The sequence below is a fragment of the Brevibacillus brevis genome (genome assembly GCF_001039275.2).
Classification (GTDB): domain Bacteria; phylum Bacillota; class Bacilli; order Brevibacillales; family Brevibacillaceae; genus Brevibacillus; species Brevibacillus brevis_C.
The window spans coordinates 3,925,132-3,946,476 of the sequence record NZ_CP030117.1; the positions used below are offsets into that span (position 1 = coordinate 3,925,132).

A 21,345-nucleotide genomic window follows, 5' to 3' on the forward strand; every position below is an offset into this window, starting at 1 on the left:
CAATTGAATGGCAAATCCGTTTAAGAGGCTGATTCGATAAACTTGTCACTGTCCTCCAGCTTCACAGAGACGAGTTTGGACACGCCGCCCTCTTGCATCGTGATACCGTATAGCACGTCTGCGCTCTCCATGGTGCCTTTTCTGTGCGTGACGCAAATAAACTGCGTCTGGTTGCTGAAATGGTGCATGTACTCGGCGAAACGGTTAACGTTTGCCTCATCCAAAGCCGCTTCTACCTCGTCCAATACACAGAATGGCACTGGCTTCACACGCAGGATGGCAAATAGCAAGGCCATGGCTGTCAAAGCACGTTCGCCCCCGGATAAGAGCGCAAGATTTTGCAGCTTCTTGCCAGGTGGCTGGGCCACGATATCGATGCCCGTCTCAAGCAGGTTATCTGGGTTCGAGAGCACTAGATCTGCGCGTCCTCCGCCAAACAGTTGGACAAACACGTCGCGGAACTGCTCCGAGATTGCATCAAATGTTTCTTTAAAGCGGCGCGACATCTCTGCGTCCATTTCTTGGATCACTTGATAGAGCATGTCCTTTGCTTCATTCAAATCAGCTTCCTGCGAGCTTAAAAACTGCTGACGCTCGGACAAGCGCTCATATTCCTCAATCGCGCCAAGATTCACAGTGCCAAGTGCCCCAATCTGCTTTTTGAGACGATTGACCACTTGTGTCTCTTCCTGAATCTCGCCACGTGCCGGATATTTTTGCTTCGCCAGGTCGTAGCTCATTTCGTATTCTTCGGAGAGTTTATTCAACAGATGATCGAGCTCTACCTCGTTACGGTTGACCTTCACTTCTTCCTGATGAAGCTTTTCCTCGAGCGATTTGACCTCGCGGCGGATTTCCTTCACCTGCTGTTCCACTTGCTCCTGTTTATAAAAGAGCGTCGCCCGCTCACTTCGCCGTTCTTGAATCAAGCCAGCCACACGGTCTTTATCCTGACGCAATTCGCTAATGCGCTGATCCAGCTCAAGCCCGGACGATTCGTTCGTACGCTCCAGCTCATCAAGAGATGCCAAGTTCGCGTTTTGTTCTTCCCATTCGCGCTGTAATTGGCTTTTTTGCTCCAGCAAACGCTCTGTTTGCTCCAAGCGTGATTGATACTCTTGCTTGACCTGCGCATTCAGTACTTTGAGACTTGTTATTTTTTGATTCATTTCTTCTTTGGATTCGAGCTGCTCTTGGCGTTTCGCCTCTGCTTCTGCGATCTGCGCACCGAGCTCTTTTTCCTCTTGCTCCATGGCAGCCAAAGAGGCTTGCAGCTGCTCTTGCTTGCGTTTGGCTTCTTCCATCTCACGGCGATAGCCTTCAATATCTTGTTCAACAAGCTTTGCTCGCTCGCCCAAGGATCTGCCTTCCGATTCTTTTTGCTGCAAGAGCCCTTTTACTTCCTGTTCTTTCAATCGCAGACTTTCGCCTTCAGTACGTAGAGATTCTTGCTCCTGCTGCATTTGCGCCAGGTCCTTCGTTAATTGCTCCATAAGGGTAGTATGCCCAGAAATTGCCTGGTCGATTTCTACCAGCTGCGCTTCCAGCTCTTCTGATTGACGGTTGCGTCCAAGCAGGTTCGTGCTGTTCTTTTTCAAGGCCCCCCCTGTCATGGAGCCACCCGCATTCACGATATCGCCTTCCAGGGTCACGACTCGATAGCGGTAGCCAAGCGTACGGGCCACACGGTTTGCCTGCTCCAGCTTTTCCGTAATAATGACATTGCCCAATAGACTTTCGAGGATGGGTCGGTACGTTTCCTCAAAGGTCACGAGCTCACTCGCAATTCCGACGACTCCACTCTCCGCCTCCAACTGGCGCTTATCGCTTGCCTGCAAGGTGCGAGGACGGATGACATCGAGCGGTAGAAATGTTGCCCTACCCGCATTGTGCTGCTTCAAGTGAGCAATGGCTGCACGACCGGATGCTTCGTTGTCCACGACGACGTTTTGCAGTGCGCCACCCAGTGCGACTTCCATCGCTGTCTCGAATTGCTGTGGCACGACAACGAGCTCAGCGACCGCTCCATGAATTCCTTTGAAGCCCCGCTCGCGTGCTTTCAAAATTTCTTTTACACCTTGCTGAAACCCTGCGAACTCCGACTGCATTTCTTTTAACAGGTCAAAACGCGACTTCGCTGCTTCCCGCTTTTGTTCCCAGTGGCGCAGCTCTCGACGGGCTGTTTCAAGGCGGGCTTGTCCTTCGCGCATGCCCTCGACCAATTCCTTGTATCTGACGCCAGTTTCTTGAATGGTAGAAACGATCTTCTCTAATTGATCTTGGAGTTGGCTCAACTGAGCTAGACGCTGCTCTTCTTCTTCATCGAGCTGTTTTTTTCCAGACATTTGACGTTCGACTCTGGCCTCGCTTGTCTTGAGAAGCTGCTCTTGATGGCGATTTTCGTTGCGCAGATTCGCCATTTCGTTGAGCTTTTCGAAGTAATCACTCTTCAAACGCTCGACATCATCTGTCAGTGATTGCACCATGGAAAAAAATTGACCTTCTGCTTCTTGCAGCGAAGCGTGGGCTTCTGTCATGCGGCGATCCGCTTCCTTGGCCCTCTCTTGTTCTTCAGCCAGTTCGGCCTCAAGACCGTGCTGCTTCTCAGTAATCCGATGCATCTGCTCCATCGTCTGCTGACGATTCGCATTGAGATTGCGCATGCGCTCCCGCAATACTTCACGTTGTCCTTCGACTTTCTCAGTCTCTTCACTGACTGTCAAAAGCACTTGTTGCAGTTCTTCGATAGATTGGTCGATTTGGGTGACATGAAAACGCGCCTGCTCCAAATCAGCCTCTTGCTTAGATGCTTCAGTCGTCTGTCCGATTAACAGATGCTTGAGTTCCTCTACGCGTCCTGTGGCTGCTTCCCACTTCGTATGAGCTGCTTCAATTTGCTGCACGTAAAGAGCTACTTCATGCTCAACCAGCCGACGATGAAGCTCCTTGTACGTCTTGGCTGTTTCTGCCTGCTCCTGCAAAGGTCCGATCTGCTCCGTAATTTCACTGACGATATCGTGAATACGCACCAGATTTTGCTCGGTGTCATCGAGCTTTTTCTCCGCCTCGCGCTTGCGTGTTTTGTATTTGACGATTCCGGCAGCTTCTTCAAATATTCCACGGCGATCTTCGGACTTGGTACTGAGAATTTCCTCAATTTTACCTTGACCGATAATGGAATACGCTTCTTTACCCAGCCCGGTATCCATGAACAGCTCCATGATGTCTTTTAGACGGCAGGATCTGTTGTTTATGTAGTACTCACTGTCACCAGAACGATACACCCTGCGGGTAACGGATACCTCCGAATATTCCACATCGAGCGAACGATCTGTATTGTCCAAGGTGAGTGTCACTTCTGCGAAATTCACTGGCTTGCGCTTGTCACTACCCGCGAAAATAATGTCTTCCATTTTCGCTCCACGCAACGACTTTGCGCTCTGTTCCCCCAGCACCCAGCGGATCGAATCAGAAACGTTACTTTTCCCACTTCCATTCGGTCCCACTACCGCTGTTACCCCTGGTACAAATTCCAATTCCGTGCGATCGGCAAAGGATTTGAATCCAGCCAGCTCCAGGCGTTTCAAATACATACGTACGGTCCTCCTTAAGAAACCATCCAGACTGCCTGCCAAACTGACAGACTTACAAACATGCAAGGATCGGATGGCACCCGAAAAGAAGCCCCTGCATCGAACAGGAGCTACCTACTACGAGCCTACATGGTCATCTGTAGGTAAGTGTATCATAGATAGCGGTCATCTCGCAGTATTTTCCCTATGTTTCCCACCCGAAAGAAAAAAGCTGCACCATCTTGTAGCAGATGATGCAGCCCTTCTCGCTGACGAGTGATTATTTATCCCCCAGCTTGACCAACGCTCGTGCAGCAGCTTGCTGTTCCGCTTCCTTTTTGGAGCGGCCAGAGCCGATGCCAAGCGAACGATTGTTCAAAAGCACCTCAGATACGAATTCTCGATTATGAGCTGGTCCTTTTTCTTCTACAATTCGGTAATGGATGTCTCCCAGATTGTCTTGTTGAACAAATTCCTGCAACTGGCTCTTGAAGTCTGTTACCTGGGCAAACTCTCCCTTGTCGATGCGCGGGTACACGTATTTTTCCATAAAGGAAAAGACTGCGTCCAACCCCTGATCCAAGTAAAGCGCACCTACAAACGCCTCAAAAACGTCCGCTAGCAAGGCTGGTCGCTGACGTCCACCTGTCAGCTCTTCCCCTTTTCCCAGCAATACGAGATCGCCAAAATTCAACAGTTCAGCAAACTTGACGAGAGAAGGTTCACAGACAATAGCTGCACGCAGCTTCGTCATTTCCCCTTCGCTCATCTTCGGAAAAGTTTTATACAAAAACTGGGAGACAGTCAACTCCAACACAGCATCCCCCAAAAACTCTAGCCGCTCATTGTCTGATATACGTTTGCCGCGTTGCTCGTTCACGTAGGAAGAATGGGTGAATGCCTGCCGCAAAACGCTTTCATCGCGAAAGCGAAAGCCTATCGTTTCTTGCAGCTGTGCAAAATTCATCACCCTCACCACCATTCCAGGAGACTGCCTACTTTTTCTATCAGTAGGGCTCATTTATGCTTCGTATCGCTTCAGGATTACCGTTGCGTTGTGACCGCCGAATCCAAATGTATTGGAAACAGCCACATTGACGGTCGCCTTGCGCGCATGGTTCGGAACATAGTCCAGATCACATTCTGGATCCGGGTTTTCCAAGTTAATTGTCGGAGGCAATACTTGATCACGCAGTGCATATGCCGTCGCGATTGCCTCGACTCCACCAGTAGCACCCAACAAATGGCCTGTCATCGATTTGGTCGAGCTGACAGCCAATTTGTATGCGTGCTCGCCAAACACACTCTTGATCGCTTGTGTTTCTGCGATATCTCCTTGGCCAGTAGAAGTACCATGTGCATTAATATATTGGACTTCCGTTGGGTCAACGCCAGCGTCTTTCAGTGCACTTGCCATGCAACGCGCTGCCCCTTCGCCACCAGGAGATGGAGAAGTAATATGGTGTGCATCTGCGCTCATCCCGTAGCCAATGACTTCCGCGATAATCGTTGCTCCACGTTTTTTCGCATGCTCGAGCTCTTCCAAGATCAGCACACCAGCACCTTCGCCCATTACGAAGCCATCTCGATCTTTGTCAAACGGACGACTCGCTTTTTGCGGGTCATCGTTTCTGGTGGACATCGCTTTCGCTGAGCAAAAGCCTGCAAATGCCATTGGACGCACGGTTGCTTCTGCTCCACCTGCGATCATGACATCTGCGTGATCGAACTGGATCAGACGCAGTGCATCACCGATTGCATTTGTACCTGTCGCACAAGCGGTAATCGCACTGGAAGTTGGTCCTTTTGCTCCGTATTGAATGGATACTGCACCAGACGCCATGTTCGCAATCAGCATCGGAATGAAGAATGGACTCACGCGACGCGGTCCTTTTTCCAACAATACGGAATGCTGTTCTTCCCATGTAGTCAGACCACCGATTCCGGACCCGATGTATACACCCACTCGTTCCGCATTTTCTGGCGTGATCTCCAGTTTTGCATCTTCTACAGCCATTTTGGCAGCAGCTAATCCAAACTGAACGAATCGGTCTGTACGTCGGATATCTTTCTTGTCCATATACTGCTCAGGATCGAAGTTTTTCACTTCGCCTGCAATTTGTGTTGGATAATCAGAAGCGTCAAAGGCAGCCACACGGTCAATGCCTGATTTTCCTTCCAGCAAGCTGTTCCAGAAAGTCTGTGCGTCATTCCCTACTGGAGAAACGACACCAACGCCAGTAATCACCACTCTGCGTTTCATTACAATCACCTCTATATGAAAGTCAGCAGTCAGCTTCTTATATTCACTGCTTGCAAAACGTGTATTTGTTTGGATTATGTACAGGTGACTATTGAAGGAGAAGTCCCGTATGGTACGGGACTTCCAACAGATCAACCTACTTGTGAGATTCTATGTATTTAACAACCTCACCAACAGAAGTGATCTTTTCAGCATCTTCGTCGGAAATCTCTAAATCAAACTCATCTTCGAGTTCCATTACGAGTTCAACCACATCCAGGGAGTCAGCGCCCAGGTCTTCTTTGAAAGAAGCTTCCAAAGTAATTTTGGACTCATCTACACCCAGACGATCGACGATGATTTTCTTCACACGCTCCAAAGTATCTGCCATCTTGCTTCACCCCCTCTCCCGTATTATAGTGGATGAGCTTTCAAAAAACCAGTTTTCAGAAAATGCTCGGTAGTTTTCTTCCTACATGTACATTCCGCCATCTACGTGCAGCGTCTGCCCTGTCATGTAGTTGGCTGCGTCGGATGCCAGGAATAGCACGACAGATGCGATATCATCTGTTTGTCCCAAGCGGGCAAGCGGAATTTGGCTTGTGAGCCCTGCTTTGACATCCTCCGGCAATACAGCAGTCATTTCTGTATCGATAAATCCTGGCGCAACAGCATTCACCGTGATATTACGGCTAGCCAGCTCGCGAGCAGCCGTCTTCGTCAAGCCAATAACTCCAGCTTTTGCCGCCACGTAGTTTGCTTGTCCAGCGTTCCCCAAAACACCTACCACAGAAGTGATGTTGATGATTTTGCCTGAACGCTGCTTCATCATTGGGCGTGTCGCTGCCTTGACGCAGTTGAATACACCCTTCAGATTCGTCGCAATAACATCGTCCCACTCGTCTTCTTTCATGCGCATGATCAGGTTGTCGCGAGTAATTCCCGCATTGTTCACGAGAATATCAATCGCACCAAAATGATCCAGGGCAGCTTTGAACATGTCGTTGACATCTTCCGTAGAAGAAACGTTTGCGCGAATCATGATGGCATCGCGGCCCATTTCCTTAATAAGCGCAACAGTCTCGCTCGCTGCCGCTTCACTACCTGCATAATTGACAACTACATTCGCGCCAGCTTCTGCCAGCTTCAATGCAATCGCACGCCCAATACCACGGGAAGCCCCTGTGACCAGTGCTGTCTTTCCTGTTAACATAGTATCCCTCCGTTCAAAAGCTCAGTAAGCGAATCCATATCCTGTACAGAGATAATTGTCGTATCCGCTGGTGCGATTTTCTTGATCAATCCAGCCAAAACTTTTCCTGGCCCGATTTCAACAAAAGTGGTCACGCCTGCTTCGACCATCCATTGCACAGAATCCTCCCACAAAACTGGAGCGGAAACTTGTTGAACCAATTGATCTACAATGATTGTAGCCTCAGACACCGGTCTAGCCGTTACGTTTGCCACAACAGGCACGGTCGCTTCTTGTACTGTAACGCCAGCTAAAACTGCTTGCAGTTTATCTGCTGCTGGCTGCATCAAGCTCGAGTGGAACGGACCGCTTACATTCAATGGAAGGACACGCTTTGCGCCCGCTTCCTTCGCTTTTTCACCGGCCAGCTTCACACCTTCAGCAGAACCAGAGATGACAATTTGCCCCGGGCAGTTTATGTTCGCTAATTGAACAGGATGTCCAGATGCTGTTACTTCTTCACAAACCGCATGCAGTGCCGCGCGATCCAAGTTCAAGACAGCGGCCATTGCACCTTGTCCAGCTGGAACTGCCTCTTCCATGAACTGACCACGAGCTCGCACTGTTTTGACTGCATCTGCAAAGGACAAGGCCCCGGCTGCAACCAAAGCAGAATACTCACCCAAACTGTGGCCCGCTACGAACGCAGGCTTATAGTCAGGCAACTTTTCGTTCAAAGCTGCCATAACAGCGATGCTTGCTGTCAAAATAGCTGGCTGTGTGTTTGCGGTCAGCTTCAATTCCTCTTCTGGTCCTTCAAAACAAAGTCCCGACAAGGAAAAGCCGAGCGCTTCATCAGCCTGCTCAAATATGTGACGGGCCGCTTCCGATTGTTCGGAGAGAGCTTGTCCCATTCCTACAAATTGTGAACCTTGCCCCGGAAAAACAAAGGCTATTTTCCCCATTCTTACTTGCTCCCTTCTACCGGAGTCGTGCACCACTTCAAGAGCGTCGCTCCCCAAGTCAAGCCGCCACCAAACCCAACCAGAATCAGGTTATCGCCTTCTTTTACGCGACCAGCCTTTACTGCTTCATCCAACGCTACTGGAATGGAAGCAGAAGACATGTTTCCATAGCGATCCAGGTTGATCGCAACTTTATCCTCAGACAGACCGAAACGCTGTACAGCGGAGTCGATGATGCGTTTGTTTGCCTGATGCGGTACCAACAGGTCGATCTCATCCTTCGATACGCCTGCTTTGGACAAGACAGCCTCTGTTGCTGAATTCATGACGCGAACAGCGAATTTGAAAACTTCTCCGCCTGTCATGTAGAGATAATGCAGTCCTTGTTCCACAGACTCAACAGATGCAGGCGTTCTGGAACCACCTGCTGGCAAGCACAAGAGGGACCCGCCTGACCCATCTGCCCCGAGCTCAAAGGACTGGAAGCCGTAGCCCTCGGTAACTTCCCCGATAACAGCCGCACCCGCACCATCTCCGAACAACACACATGTATTTCGATCTTTGTAATTCGTAATTTTGGACAAGGTCTCAACGCCTACGACCAATACTTTTTTATACAAACCGTTTTGGATGAACTGAGTCGCTGTTGTAATTCCGTACAAAAAGCCTGTGCAAGCCGCGGAAAGATCCATCGCAGCGGCGCGTGTAGCACCCAGCTTTTCTTGCAGCAAGCAAGCAGTAGACGGGAAAGACATGTCAGGCGTTACGGTAGCGACAATGATCATATCCAGCTGTTCCGCGCTGATGTTTGCTTTTTCGAGCGCTTCTTTGGCAGCCTCGTAAGCCAAGTCGGAGGAAGCTTGCTCCGGTGAGCTAATGCGGCGTTCTCTGATTCCGGTACGGGAAACAATCCACTCATCAGAGGTTTCCACCATTTTCTCCAGATCAAAGTTCGTCAACACCCGCTCCGGGGTATAAGAGCCTGTAGACAAAATCCCTACTGAACGCTTTGCACTCATCTGCTTCACTCGCTTTCTCCCAAAGTATTTTTCTGTAATGATTGCTGGATAACCTCGTTCACGTCCTGCTGAATAAACCGCGTAGCACTGACGATCGCGTTTTTCATTGCACGCTCATTTGAGGAACCGTGGGCCTTGATCACTGGGGATTTCAATCCCAGCAAGGGAGCACCGCCGTATTCCGCATAATCCATTTTCTTTTTAAAGCGAACCAATCCCGGTTTCAGAATGGCCGCACCTAGCTTATTAATCAGGCTGGAAGTAAATTCCTGCTTCAACTGCGAAAAGATAGTGGAAGCAGCACCCTCTACGGCCTTTAACAAAACGTTCCCTACAAAGCCGTCGCATACGAGCACATCACAGGCTCCTTGCATAACATCGCGTGCTTCCACGTTTCCTACAAAGTTCAAGTCAGCTTCTTGAAGGAGAGGAAAAACTGCTTTCGTCAATTCGTTCCCTTTTCCTTCTTCCGTCCCGACATTCAGCAAGCCTACTGTCGGCCGCTCGAAGCCCAACACTTTTTCAGCATACAAGCTCCCCATCACCGCGTATTGTACAAGCTGATGCGGCTTGGCATCCATATTGGCTCCGACGTCCAGTGTCAGCGTTACTCGGCCTTTTGTATTCGGGATATAGGCACAAAGCGCAGGACGCTCGATTCCATCCATGCGACCTGCATACAACAAGCCTGCTGTCATTAATGCACCCGTATTCCCAGCCGAGATCATCGCGTCAACTTTTTTCTCGCGCGCCATCTCAACTGCTACAACCAGCGAAGAATTTTTCTTACGCCGAACAGCTCGAACCGGTTCATCATCTGGCAAAATCACTTCCGCTGCAGGAACGATTTCAATGTTTGCCGGAATATCCTGCGGCAAGTGGTTCCGAATAGCCTGTTCATCTCCCACCAATACAACTGTAATGGCCGGGTTTTCCTTGATGGCAGCAAGCGCCCCTAAAACGGTACTCTTCGGTGCGTGATCGCCGCCCATCGCATCCACTGCAATTCGCAACCGTGACTCCTCCTTACTCCTCATCCATGCTGTTATGGTAGCTCGACATCTCAACTACACGGAAGGTTGCGGTAAAGACCAATTCACCTTGGACCTTCGTCTCTACACGTACCTTGCATTCGTCGCCGTTACGGCTTCTCACCACTGCTTTAGCAACCAGCTTCTCCCCTGCTCGTACAGGACGGACAAAGCGGATTCTCGCCGTAGCTGTCAACGCTACGTCTGCGTTAATTACTGCTACCGCCAATGAGTTGGCCTGAGCAAATATATAATGCCCTCTGGCAATTTGTGTTTTCGAAAAAACGTGTTCTTCTTTTATTTCCAATACGGAAATAGCCTGTGAATCGAGCTGTAGATCAACCATTTCACCGATGACTTCATCGATGCCCAATGATTTTACAGGATCAAGACTTTTCTCTGCAACTGTCTTAATGCGTTCACGCAACTCCGGTATCCCTAATTCCAATCGGTCTAAACGTATGGTTTGAATACTGACATGAAATAACTCAGCCAGATCTTCGTCCGTCGCAAATGGATTATCCGCCAGATACTGCACTAAGCGGGACTGGCGATCTTTTTTTGGCAAGCGGGCGATGCCGAACACCCCCTTAAGCAGGATTCAATTGTACTATGTATGATTGCGAGCTGTTTTTAATACCTGGTACCAAAACACAGTATAAGGGAGAAGATGTGGAATTACAAGTATCGTTCACGAATTTAGGTAACCGTCCCTAACGATAAATGAGCCGAATGATCTCCTCAATCCCGGGTTCTTTCATCTGAATGTCCAAAGGCTCACCCCACCCCGCCACTTCGGCAAGAATTCGCGGAGAAGAAATTTTTCCTTTGTCGAAGTATATCGAAAGTACATTCTCTGATAGCTCCATCCGCTCGATTCCCTCTAGTTCGTAAAGCATTTCGGGCGGTTGTCGAAATTCGATTCGAATGAGGCTTGGCAGCCCTATCTGGCGTCGCAAATCGGCCAAGCTCGTATCCATCATCTTTTTGCCATGGTTGATCACGATGATTCGGTTGCAGAGTTGCTCGATATCGTCCATATCATGAGTCGTCAATAGAATGGTCTTCTTCTGGGATTGATTCACTTCTTTCAAAAACGCTCTGATGCGCGTCTTCGCGACCACATCCAAACCAATCGTAGGCTCATCTAAAAATAGGACCGGCGGATCATGCAGCAGTGCTGCTGCTAAATCAGCTCTCATTCTCTGACCCAATGACAGCTTACGCACTGGCGTATCCAGGAATTCATGCAGATCCAGCAGTTCCTGATACGCCTCCATCGATCGCCGATATGCCTTTTCTTCAATCTTGTACATCGCTTGCAAAATTTCGAAGGAGTCTTTGACTGGCAGATCCCACCATAGCTGTGTTCGCTGCCCGAACACCACACCAATTTGTGAAGCTACTTGCATTCTTTCCCGCTGTGGACTATAGCCGCCTATTCGTATTTCCCCCTGACTGGGATGAAGAATTCCTGCGAGCATCTTGATTGTCGTCGATTTTCCTGCGCCATTCGGCCCGATATATCCCACGAACTCGCCTCTGTCAATGGAAAAGGAGATATCGTGGACCGCTTTGACTTCCCTTCGTTCACGAGAAAAGAGTGTTCGTAGAGAAGCAAAGCGCCCCTCTTTCGCTTGATTCAGGAAAAATGATTTTTCGATGTGCTTTGCTTCAATCATGTTACTCCTCCTTAGCTCCCAGTACTATGGTAATGTCGAATCCCGACATTCCACAGCATACGAGCGAAATAAAAAGCAACCGCTGCGGCTATCGGGGTGAGTAACGGATAAAACCATTCGCCCCCTTTACCCAACAGCGTCAACATTGGCAAATAATTCATGTACGCGATCGGTATCGCTGAGAAAAACAGCCATTTGAGCCAGTTTGGATATAGCCCGATCGGATAATTGGAAGCATTGGCTGGCGCATAAATGGTAAAGGTCAGCATGTCTTTCATCTGATGCGTCCAAAAGGCGACCCCAGCCGTAGCAAGGCCAATGGAGAAATAAATCACTCCGCCAGACAAAATGGCAACCGGTGAAAATAGCACCAACCCCATGATCGATTTCCCTTCCACCGCAAGACCCGACAATGAGATGACCAAAACAGACACTCCTTGCACCAACCCTCCCACTCTCGACAAATCAAGATTGCGTGTCAATAGCAGAAGCAAAGGTGAAACAGGACGGATGAGCAATTGATCGAGCTCCCCTTGTACAATGTACTTCTCAAAGTCGTTGATTTCCGGGGCAAATAGTCGATACAAGGAAACAGATGCCGAGGAAATCCCGTAAAGCATCCCAACCTCGTATATATTCCATCCAACCACATCGTGAAATCGGTACAAAATCGCAGAAAGAATAATAAAATCAAGCACCATAATCATTCCGGTCGTGGCAGCGCTCGTGACAAAATTTATCTTGTACTGCATTTGCGAACGAATGCTGGCCGCAATCAGTTTGCGATAGAGGGCAAACATGTGGTTATCCTCCTTGAATTTCTAGCTTTCTTCTAGCCATGTTCGTCACCAATAAAGCAACCGCTGTCAAAACGAGTGCCCAGCCAGCTTGGACAAGCATGGCATAAGGAGGAGCAAGCTCTAGCAAGGTCATGACCGGATAATAAATCATCGCGGAAAAGGGCAAATAAGGAGCTACCTTTCCAATCATCCCGGGCATCAAGTCTATCGGAATCATTTGTCCACCTAACCCGAAGATCAATGACAAAAGGATGAGGTGTACCCAGCGAATTTCTGTCGTCCAGAAGGAGGAAATGCCCGTGAGATAAAAGAGCAGCATGCCTACGTAAGTTCCTAGCAGAAGCGAGAGGATAAACGAGAAATAAGTGAACGGATCGGAGGGAAAAAAGAAGCCTACCACTAATCCTAGCAGCAAGCCGATCGGAACACTTCTGTAACAAGCGTTGTACAAAAGTCGCCCAAACTCCTGACTGAGCATGTACCATAGATAATGAACAGGCTTGATCATATCCAGACTGACAGCCCCGCTTCTTACCGCTATTTGCACATTCAGACCCGGCGAGATAAATGTCGTCATCCAGAGAACACTTTGGCAAATCGCGATGTAATACCCCATCGTTTTGACATCATAGGGGCCGTATACTTGTTTTCCAGAAAGGACACCCGTCCAAATGGCAATAAAAACAAGCCCAAAAATCGAGCTTGCGACATTGTTGATGACATGCGATAAACGATACTGAAGATTTCGACGATAGCTCTTGCGAATAATCCGCCAATAGACCATAGAACCCTCCTCTTGGAAAAGTCAGGATTACTAGAATAGCAGGGGCCGTACACAAATGCAAGAGAAAGAGCCCTTCCCATTTGAAGGACTCTCCCTGATAAATCCATTTGCTGTCACGCTGGTCACCCATTCACGCCAGCCAAATGGAACTTATCCTCTTTTTTATGGATCAATAGCTTCATGTGGAAGCTACAATCACCTCTACATCGTTGACGTGCAGGGCCTCAGCTATTTCCTTTTCAGGCAGCTTATCGGTCACAATAATATCGATCTGGTCAAAACCGGCAACGCGATACAGCATGCTTTTTCCAAACTTGGTATGGTCGGTGAGTATGATCACTTGATCGGCGCGTTTGATCATTTCTTTGATCAGAAAGCCGTGATCTTCCTGCGTAGACATGAGTCCTTCCTTTGTAAGACCGCATGCACCAACCAGTACCTTATCCACATGAAAATCAGCGAGGTTTTGAATCACGCGTGTACCGAGCACACATTGATCCTCTGCATGTACGTCTCCGCCCAAAAGCTTGACAAGAACGCCTTCTTTTCGGGACATACTGGCGGCAGTCGCTAATGAATTCGTGATAATGACATGGTCGCGGGTCTGCAAGGTTTCCACCGTGAGCTGAACAGTTGTGGACGCATCGAGCAGCAAGTAATCGCCATCTTTGATCAGACGGGCCGCCGCTGCTGCAATACTGCGCTTTCCTGTCAAATCAAGCTGCATACGTTCCTGATGGGAGTAGTTCTTTTTGTTGAGGCTGGGCAATACTGCTCCTCCTCTGGTTCGCAGGATTTGACCCTGCTCCTCCAGCTTGACCATATCACGCCTCGCTGTGTCACGGGAAACGCCAAACTGCTCAACTACCTCTTGCACGCTGATTCGCTGGTACTCCTGCAAATACGCAAGAATCGCAGCGAGCCTCTCCTCTTGAAACACGAAGCCTCAACCCCATCCTTCTCTTGACTTCATTATAAGTCATTTAAGCAATTTACGCAAGCGATAATAAGCGTTTCTAAGTAATCATAAGCAGTATAATAGAACAAAAAAAGCAAGGCGATTTCTCACCTTGCTTTCTTAGCAGCGAATATTACTTCGCTACTTTCACGCCTTTGTAGTGACCGCAGCTTGGGCAAACACGATGCGCAAGCTTGTATTCGCTGCAATTATCGCATTTGATCATGCCTGGAATCTCTAATTTGAAGTGCGTACGACGCATTCTTTTACGGGTTTTGGAAGTTCTCCGTTGAGGTACTGCCATCTTCCTTACACCTCCTTCAACTGACAAATGCTAAGAAGCTCTATTGGGTGGACAGTATAGGCAAAATGCTTATGCCATCCTTCAAAAATGAGACGCTGCCACGAATGGTCGGCGAATCATCTTGAATACAGTAGGAATACTTATTTGCTGTCTTTGAAAAAGTCAGCCAACCCAGCCAATCGCGGGTCAACACGCTCATTCTTGCAGCTGCATGCCACTTCATTACGGTTCACACCGCAAGTCGGGCACAGACCTTTGCAATCCTCCTCGCAAAGCGGGAAGGTCGGCATTGCCAGTAAGAAATCCTCTTGCAGCAGCGAGTCCAGCTGGATTTCATCGCCTTCCAGAGGAAGAATATCGCTGTCCTCGTCATCTTGCAGGATTGGATCATCCGCAAGCGCAAATGTCTCAGAGAAATCTACTGTTGCCTGATCGACAAAAGGATTCAAGCATCTTGCGCAGACAAAATTCACATCTGCCTTCATGCTTCCTTTTACGTAATAGAGATTGCCTAGCTGTACAGCTTCACCACTCGCAGTCACAGGAGTCATTCCGCGAATCTCATGGTGGCGCTTCTTCAGCTCATCTGCATCCAAGGTTACCTGGAATGGCAACGGCTCTCCTTTTCGGTGCTCTAACTCTGCTAACTTAATGTTCATAGCATTTCACCTCATGCACAACAAAGATGATTATAGACCCTGCCCAAAGCTTTGTCAACCATTTTTGCTTGACAGCTAGTTTGCTCAGGTAGATTTCGGTTTTTGTCCATTCAAGTACGTAATCGCTTCTTCTACCGTCTTGACCGGAACCACTTTCATTGAAGTTCCAATCCGCTTGGCAGTCGCTAACGCCTCCTCATAATTGGAGTTCGTATCTGGCGTATCCTGCGGAGCAAAGAAGATCTCTGCGCCCGCTTTGTCCGCTGCGATTACCTTTTGATTAATGCCACCGATCCTGCCTACTTTTCCGTCTAACGAAATCGTGCCTGTTCCTGCAATTTTATAGCCTTTAGTCAAATCCGTCTCCGTATTTAACTGGTCATAAATCTCCAGCGTCATCATCAATCCAGCAGAAGGTCCACCAATCCCTTGCGAGGCAATGGTTACTTCTTTCGGAATAATGATTTCCTGTTTGTTGTCAGGGCGTACACCAATTCCAACTGACTTGGATTCAGGTAGTGGTTCCAAGGTTAACATCGTTTTGGCCTCTTGTCCATCTCTTGTGTACGTAATTTCGACCTGATCGCCTGCTTTTTTTGCAGAGAGGGCTGTCAGCAAATCTTTTGCCTCAGACGTGCGAACTCCGTCTACAAACGTAATGACATCACCGATTTGCAATTTTTTATGGGCAGGGAACCCCTCCAAGGTACCCATCACCCACACGCCCTGCTTCTCAACTTTCACTTCAAAACCGGCAAGACGGAATGCGACTGCCTCCGCAATTTTTTGTGAATTGTCCATAACTGCTTGTTCTCGGCGGATAAAATCTTCGCTGTTCTCGCCCTTGCTGACAACGAGTTCCTTGGGCATCAACTCAACATCCTGCGCCATTTTTGCATACCAATACCATGGCAAATTCGCTTCGCCCATTCGAACCGTCGTGAGCATGAAGGCGCCGGTCTCGTCTTTTTTGCCGCCTTCCACTTGAATCATCGGCCCCAACTCAATCGCTGAACCTGGACGACTCACGTAATAATTCGTTGGTACAAAAAAAGAAATACCCAACAAGACAAAAACCAAGGCAAGTATCCAGCTAAAGCCTCTGGTTCCTGTAGATCTGCGTCTGTTGGCATAAAGCTGTTCCTCACTCATTCTTGCGCCTCCCAATTTGCAATTAGTTCCCGAATGCGTTCGATATGTTCAGTTCCCGCACGTTCGCCTAGCTCGATAATTTCTTCGACACCCGTGTACGCGATACTGCTATAGTGTCCAACATCCGGCCTGATTACGATGTCTGCTGCAATGATTCGATGTCGCAGAATTTCCCTTTCCATCACATCAATCGTCTGGGCGATGACATCAAAAATACTTTTGACCTCCATCCGTGTATCGAATTGGGCGACATCTACCGCAATCACGATATCGGCACCCATTTCACGCAGCACCGTCACAGGCACACGATCAATGACTCCTCCGTCGACTAAAAGCCGCCCCCCTACTTTTTCAGGTACGAAGATGCCTGGAATGGATATACTCGCCCTCACCGCTTGATCAATCGGGCCTTCACGAAAAACGACTCGCTCTCCAGATTCAATATCTGTTGCCACAATAGCAAGTGGCTTGTTCAGCTCTTCCAAGCGCTTTCCGTGCGTTAATAGACGAATTAATTGCTTGATCTTCTCCCCTGTAACAAACCCCATACTGGGTACAGTCAAATCGAGCCAATGCTTGCGTTTTAAATTAAGGGCAAGCTTTCCCATCATGTGCGGTTCAATTCCGTTGGCATAGACCGCTCCAATCAGACTACCCATACTGGAGCCAGCCAGCATATCAATCTGGATGCCATGTGCTTCTAGCGCACTCAATACACCAATATGCGCAAAACCGCGAGCGCCCCCAGAACCCAGAGCTACACCCACGATTGGTTTACGCTTTGTCTCCATGGAAAAACCCCTCCCCCGTAACTAGCCTATGTGGTAAATCGCTGTACCTTTCACACTTGGGAGATATTCGTCGACCAAGCTTACGCATAGTTCTCCCGCCTGCCACGTAGACATGTACTACTACTTTTCTTCGATTCAGGAGGAATCCATGTCACGCCATTCACCCGTACTTACTTTGTTGCTCGCCATCTCGACAGTTTTTATTGTTATTTCGTTGATTGCTTACTCGCAGATTTCTTTTGAAGCTGCCGTACGCGGTCTGAAAATATGGTGGGAGGTAGTTTTCCCCTCTACCCTTCCCTTTATTGTGCTGTCTGAGGTGTTGATGGGTCTGGGCGTCGTACATTTCGTCGGCGTGTTACTGGAGCCATTAATGCGCCCACTGTTTAACGTTCCAGGCACTGGCGGGTTCGTATTGGCTATGGGCTTTTCATCCGGCTATCCGGTAGCCGCAAAGCTGACAACACGCCTGCGTCTGCAAGGCAATGTGACGAAGGCTGAGGGTGAACGTCTCGTCTCTTTTACAACGACGGGAGACCCCTTATTCGTCATGGGAGCAGTGGCAATCGGATTTTTTCACAGTGAGCAAATGGGCATCACGCTAGCTGTAACTCATTATTTGTCAGCTGTACTCATGGGCGTACTCTATCGTTTTCATGCACCTTTTGCCATTACTTCAGCCCCATTGGAGAAAAATTCACTTCCACTACCTTTACGCGCTTTGCAAGCGATGCATCGGGCACGTGTCCGCGATGGACGTCCGTTCGGAAGATTAATGGGAGAAGCTGTGCAATCCGCCCTGAATACATTGCTCATGATCGGAGGCTTCATCATTGTTTTCTCGGTATTAATTCAACTATTCTCCACGATTCATCTGACACAGATCATCAGTACGCTTCTCTCGATCATTCTCGGTCCCTTTGGTTTTCCACCAACTTTTTCCCAAGCAATCGTGGCTGGATTGTTCGAAGTAACTCTCGGCGCACAAGCAGCGAGCATTGTGCCTGACAATGTTTCCTTGGTCTGGAAAGCGGCCATTGCCAGCGCGATATTGTCCTGGGGCGGCTTGAGTGTTCACGCCCAGGTCGCGAGTATCTTGAGTGAAACGGATATTCGTGTCGCCCCCTACTTGATTGCCAGAGCGCTGCACGCGTTTCTAGCTGGGATTCTGACCTTTGTCTTTTGGGGTCCTCTTGCCACAGTCAGCTCCTGGTTCGTGGAGAAAGCCGTCCCCGTATTTGTGCAGGTGAAATCTGAGATTCCGGAAACAAATTGGTGGGAGACCTTGCTGCTATCAGGGGGAATCGCCATCGGCGTCGGTGCGATTCTGTTATGTACCAGCCTGACTCTTTTGCGCATGAACCGCAGCAAGACGCGATAATCTACTCCGCCATTTTTCGCTTCAGTGCCTCTTCGACGACTGGGGGCACCAAATCGGCGACACTCGCCTTGTATTTCGCAACTTCCTTTACAATACTTGAACTTAAGTATGAATATTGATTGTTCGTCATCATGAAAAACGTTTCGATATTTTCATCGAGCTTTTTATTAATCGAGGCGACTTGCATCTCATATTCAAAATCTGAAACAGCGCGAAGACCACGAATGATCACCTGCGCGCCCTTTTTGTTCATATAGTCAATCAACAAGCCGTCAAATGAGTCCACTTCTACATTTTTCATGTCAGCGGTTGCCTGACGAAGCAAATCGACACGCTCTTCTACGCTAAACAATGAGTTTTTCTTAGAATTGATCAAGACGGCAACAATGACCTTATCAAAAACGTTGGCACCCCGCGCAATAATGTCGAGATGCCCATAAGTAACAGGGTCGAAGCTTCCTGAACATACGGCGATTGCCATAGCGAGTTATCCTCCCTTGGTGCTCTTTTGCACCTTGATTTGAAAGTTAGGCTTGTGGCTCCAAATCGCAATAATACACGGTAACGGCCGTATCCCCATACTTAGCCGCTCGCTCCTTCACACAATGACCAATCGTATCTGGAAAGGAGTCTGCGATATCATGCTCAGCCACGATCCACGCTCCGTCCGCCAACATCCCCAGCTCCTGCAACATCTCTATTTCTTCGACAATTTTTTGCTGGGCGTACGGCGGGTCCAAAAAGACGAGATCAAATTTTTGATTGCGCGTACTGAGTGTGCGAATGGCACGGTCCGCATCCATCCGATATAGTTCTGCATAATCGTCTAGCCTGCAAGTGCTGACGTTTTGTTTTACCACGGCAAATGCTTTGTGATCTCGCTCCACGAAAACAGCTCGGTCCGCTCCCCTACTCAATGCCTCGATCCCGAGACCACCTGTTCCTGCGTATAGGTCCAATGCCCACCCGCCATCGAAATACGGACCAATCATATTAAAAATCGATTCTTTGACTTTATCGGTTGTCGGTCTGGTTCCTTTACCCGGAACTGCTGCCAACCGTCTTCCTCTGTGCTCTCCAGCGATGACTCGCATACTCATTTCACCTGTCTGCTTTCCTATGTATGTTGTAAGAGGTTATTCAACGCGTATTGTTAAACGCGATTTTTAAGACTGAGAATGATATCATACTATCACAACTGCATACACCCGTAAAATTAGCAACTGGAAAAATTTATGTGCAAGAAAGGTATACAACCCATTTCGATTGGAAAAGATGATGAATAGCGACGCAACGGTGTCGCTGACAACCGCGGAGAAGACTTACGTTTCCCCATAAGCTCTTCCTCCGGTTTCTCCTCTCCCATAATTGAAAGGCTGTTCACTTTGGCGCACGACGTGTCTGATAGGAGCATTTCGTGCCATCGCTCCCTTCATCGGGAGGAGTTGAACGGCTGCCCCTCGTCATTTGGCGATGGGGTATTTTTTTGTGTGCAGCGCATACTACATGTACCTGCAACACCCCCTACATGTATATTGCCTGAAAGGAGTGAGTCGTTCATGGCAGAAAAGCGACCGTCTGCACAAAAGCTGAAGGCGTCCAAAGCCCAGTCCATTGCGGACCGTACTGGCAAAGATGTCGAGCTGGCGCGAGACATGCAATCACGTGCAGATCAATCGGACATCGTCAAACATGGGCAGTAGCTATACAAGAGGCCAGCCACTTCGAATCGGCTGGCTTTTTACTTTTCCACCTTCAATTCCCTCGGCATTTCTTCTATGCAGTTACAGATACTATACAAAAATAGCTGTGAAGGAGGTATCCGCCATGCATACGGTGTGGAAGGGCTCGATCAGCTTCGGCCTCGTCAATATACCAGTTCGCATGTTTACTGCAACGGAAGAGCGCGATATTCGCTTTCGCCAACTGCATAAAGAGTGCAATACCCCGATCAAGTACACAAAAATGTGTCCCCACTGCCAGCGCGAGGTTGATACAAGTGAAATCGTCCGTGGCTTCGAATATGAAAAAGGACATTTTGTCATGATTGACGATGAAGATCTGGAAGCCATTACGCCAGAAACACGCAGAGCCATTGAAATTATCGACTTCGTAGATTTGTCAGAGATCGATCCGGTTTATTTTCACAAAAGCTATTTCCTATCCCCACAGGACACTGGTGAAAAAGCATACGCTCTGCTGCGCTCGGCTATGGAACAGACAGGCAAGATCGGCGTTGCACAGGTGACGATGCGCAATCGGCAAAGCCTGGCCGTTATTCGACTGTATGAGCACTGCATCATGCTGGAGACGATCTTCTATCCAGATGAGGTACGTCCCGTCAGTCAAGTGCCTGCCTTGCCAGAAGCCACTGTACCGTTGGCCGAAAACGAACTGAAGATGGCAACTGAGCTCATTAGCAATATGACGATCCCTTTTGATCCTGAAAAATATACAGATGAGTATCGAACTGACCTGCAAAAATTGATTGAGAAAAAACTGGAGGGTCAGGAGATCGCCACAGCACCTACCGTGGCAAGAACCAATGTCATTGATCTCATGCAAGCTCTCAAAGAAAGCTTGGAGTCTACAGCTGGTCAAGCCGCCGTACCCATCAAAATCGAGCCTGAACCGACTCCGTCAAAGCCTGCGCGAAAACGCACCACTGCTGCCTCCTCGTCCGAAAAAGAGCAAGCATCGAAAAAGGCGAGCGCAGCAAAGACTACGACTACTTCTACAACCAAAACACTACGCAAAAAGAAAGCTACCCCTGTTTAATTTGCAACAAAAAAACCTGCCCACTCTGGACAGGT

22 protein-coding genes are annotated in these 21,345 nt (G+C 48.7%); 3 read left to right on the forward strand and 19 right to left on the reverse strand.

What is annotated here, in order from left to right; all coding sequences use genetic code 11:
• Window positions 1-20: 20 nt before the first annotated feature.
• From smc to AB432_RS18865, 17 genes are all read right to left on the reverse strand, one after another.
• Window positions 21-3,593 carry a chromosome segregation protein SMC gene (smc, locus tag AB432_RS18785; RefSeq protein ID WP_048033574.1) on the reverse strand — a complete coding sequence of 1,191 codons (3,573 nt, stop codon included), beginning with the start codon at window positions 3,591-3,593 and terminating at the stop codon, window positions 21-23.
• 259 nt (window positions 3,594-3,852) lie between these two features.
• Window positions 3,853-4,539 carry a ribonuclease III gene (rnc, locus tag AB432_RS18790; protein WP_026043146.1) on the reverse strand — a complete coding sequence of 229 codons (687 nt, stop codon included), beginning with the start codon at window positions 4,537-4,539 and terminating at the stop codon, window positions 3,853-3,855.
• 54 nt (window positions 4,540-4,593) lie between these two features.
• Entirely contained in the window at window positions 4,594-5,835 is a 1,242-nt protein-coding gene (gene fabF / locus AB432_RS18795) for a beta-ketoacyl-ACP synthase II (protein WP_048033575.1), read from the reverse strand.
• Between the two features lie 136 nt (window positions 5,836-5,971).
• Complete coding sequence (gene acpP / locus AB432_RS18800) at window positions 5,972-6,205, reverse strand: acyl carrier protein (protein WP_005834336.1); 234 nt, start codon at window positions 6,203-6,205, stop codon at window positions 5,972-5,974.
• Window positions 6,206-6,286: 81 nt separating this feature from the next.
• Window positions 6,287-7,027: a 3-oxoacyl-[acyl-carrier-protein] reductase gene (fabG, locus tag AB432_RS18805; RefSeq protein WP_047068008.1), complete on the reverse strand. Its 741-nt coding sequence runs from the start codon at window positions 7,025-7,027 to the stop codon at window positions 6,287-6,289.
• Window positions 7,021-7,971 (reverse strand): ACP S-malonyltransferase, encoded by a 951-nt coding sequence (gene fabD / locus AB432_RS18810; protein ID WP_048033576.1) that lies wholly within the window; start codon window positions 7,969-7,971, stop codon window positions 7,021-7,023. The genes fabG and fabD overlap by 7 nt, the downstream gene beginning before the upstream one ends.
• 2 nt (window positions 7,972-7,973) lie before the next feature.
• Window positions 7,974-8,990 (reverse strand): beta-ketoacyl-ACP synthase III, encoded by a 1,017-nt coding sequence (locus tag AB432_RS18815; protein ID WP_048035886.1) that lies wholly within the window; start codon window positions 8,988-8,990, stop codon window positions 7,974-7,976.
• 5 nt (window positions 8,991-8,995) lie between these two features.
• Window positions 8,996-10,003, reverse strand: coding sequence for a phosphate acyltransferase PlsX (plsX, locus tag AB432_RS18820; RefSeq protein WP_017249375.1), 1,008 nt, complete (start codon window positions 10,001-10,003; stop codon window positions 8,996-8,998).
• A gap of 13 nt (window positions 10,004-10,016) precedes the next feature.
• Window positions 10,017-10,607: a transcription factor FapR gene (gene fapR, locus AB432_RS18825; RefSeq protein WP_048033577.1), complete on the reverse strand. Its 591-nt coding sequence runs from the start codon at window positions 10,605-10,607 to the stop codon at window positions 10,017-10,019.
• A 127-nt stretch (window positions 10,608-10,734) separates the two neighbouring features.
• Entirely contained in the window at window positions 10,735-11,703 is a 969-nt protein-coding gene (locus AB432_RS18830) for an ABC transporter ATP-binding protein (protein WP_048033578.1), read from the reverse strand.
• A gap of 11 nt (window positions 11,704-11,714) precedes the next feature.
• Window positions 11,715-12,503, reverse strand: coding sequence for an ABC transporter permease (locus AB432_RS18835; protein ID WP_048033579.1), 789 nt, complete (start codon window positions 12,501-12,503; stop codon window positions 11,715-11,717).
• Window positions 12,504-12,507: 4 nt separating this feature from the next.
• Window positions 12,508-13,287: an ABC transporter permease gene (locus tag AB432_RS18840; protein ID WP_048033580.1), complete on the reverse strand. Its 780-nt coding sequence runs from the start codon at window positions 13,285-13,287 to the stop codon at window positions 12,508-12,510.
• A gap of 178 nt (window positions 13,288-13,465) precedes the next feature.
• Complete coding sequence (locus tag AB432_RS18845; RefSeq protein WP_048033581.1) at window positions 13,466-14,227, reverse strand: DeoR/GlpR family DNA-binding transcription regulator; 762 nt, start codon at window positions 14,225-14,227, stop codon at window positions 13,466-13,468.
• Between the two features lie 151 nt (window positions 14,228-14,378).
• Window positions 14,379-14,549 carry a 50S ribosomal protein L32 gene (gene rpmF, locus AB432_RS18850; protein WP_005834357.1) on the reverse strand — a complete coding sequence of 57 codons (171 nt, stop codon included), beginning with the start codon at window positions 14,547-14,549 and terminating at the stop codon, window positions 14,379-14,381.
• Window positions 14,550-14,689: 140 nt separating this feature from the next.
• Window positions 14,690-15,208 (reverse strand): YceD family protein, encoded by a 519-nt coding sequence (locus AB432_RS18855; protein WP_048033582.1) that lies wholly within the window; start codon window positions 15,206-15,208, stop codon window positions 14,690-14,692.
• An 84-nt stretch (window positions 15,209-15,292) separates the two neighbouring features.
• On the reverse strand, window positions 15,293-16,360 hold the full coding sequence (locus AB432_RS18860) for a SepM family pheromone-processing serine protease (protein ID WP_048033583.1): 1,068 nt from the start codon (window positions 16,358-16,360) through the stop codon (window positions 15,293-15,295).
• A complete protein-coding gene (locus tag AB432_RS18865) occupies window positions 16,357-17,151 on the reverse strand; it encodes a patatin-like phospholipase family protein (RefSeq protein ID WP_048033584.1) in 795 nt (264 codons plus the stop codon). The genes AB432_RS18860 and AB432_RS18865 overlap by 4 nt, the downstream gene beginning before the upstream one ends.
• Window positions 17,152-17,299: 148 nt before the next feature.
• On the opposite strand from AB432_RS18865, the gene ylbJ reads away from it, so the two are divergent.
• Window positions 17,300-18,532, forward strand: coding sequence for a sporulation integral membrane protein YlbJ (gene ylbJ / locus AB432_RS18870; protein ID WP_048033585.1), 1,233 nt, complete (start codon window positions 17,300-17,302; stop codon window positions 18,530-18,532).
• A 1-nt stretch (window position 18,533) separates the two neighbouring features.
• Here the strand turns inward: ylbJ and coaD are convergent, their stop codons facing one another.
• Both coaD and rsmD read right to left on the reverse strand, forming a co-directional pair.
• A complete protein-coding gene (coaD, locus tag AB432_RS18875) occupies window positions 18,534-19,013 on the reverse strand; it encodes a pantetheine-phosphate adenylyltransferase (RefSeq protein WP_007728199.1) in 480 nt (159 codons plus the stop codon).
• A gap of 46 nt (window positions 19,014-19,059) precedes the next feature.
• Window positions 19,060-19,626, reverse strand: a complete 567-nt coding sequence (gene rsmD / locus AB432_RS18880) for a 16S rRNA (guanine(966)-N(2))-methyltransferase RsmD (protein ID WP_048033586.1) — start codon at window positions 19,624-19,626, stop codon at window positions 19,060-19,062.
• 465 nt (window positions 19,627-20,091) lie between these two features.
• Between rsmD and AB432_RS30830 the strand changes: the two genes are divergently transcribed.
• Together AB432_RS30830 and AB432_RS18890 are read left to right on the forward strand one after the other, a co-directional pair.
• Entirely contained in the window at window positions 20,092-20,235 is a 144-nt protein-coding gene (locus AB432_RS30830) for a hypothetical protein (protein ID WP_016743266.1), read from the forward strand.
• 124 nt (window positions 20,236-20,359) lie between these two features.
• Window positions 20,360-21,310, forward strand: coding sequence for a non-homologous end joining protein Ku (locus tag AB432_RS18890; RefSeq protein WP_048033587.1), 951 nt, complete (start codon window positions 20,360-20,362; stop codon window positions 21,308-21,310).
• Window positions 21,311-21,345 lie beyond the last annotated feature (35 nt).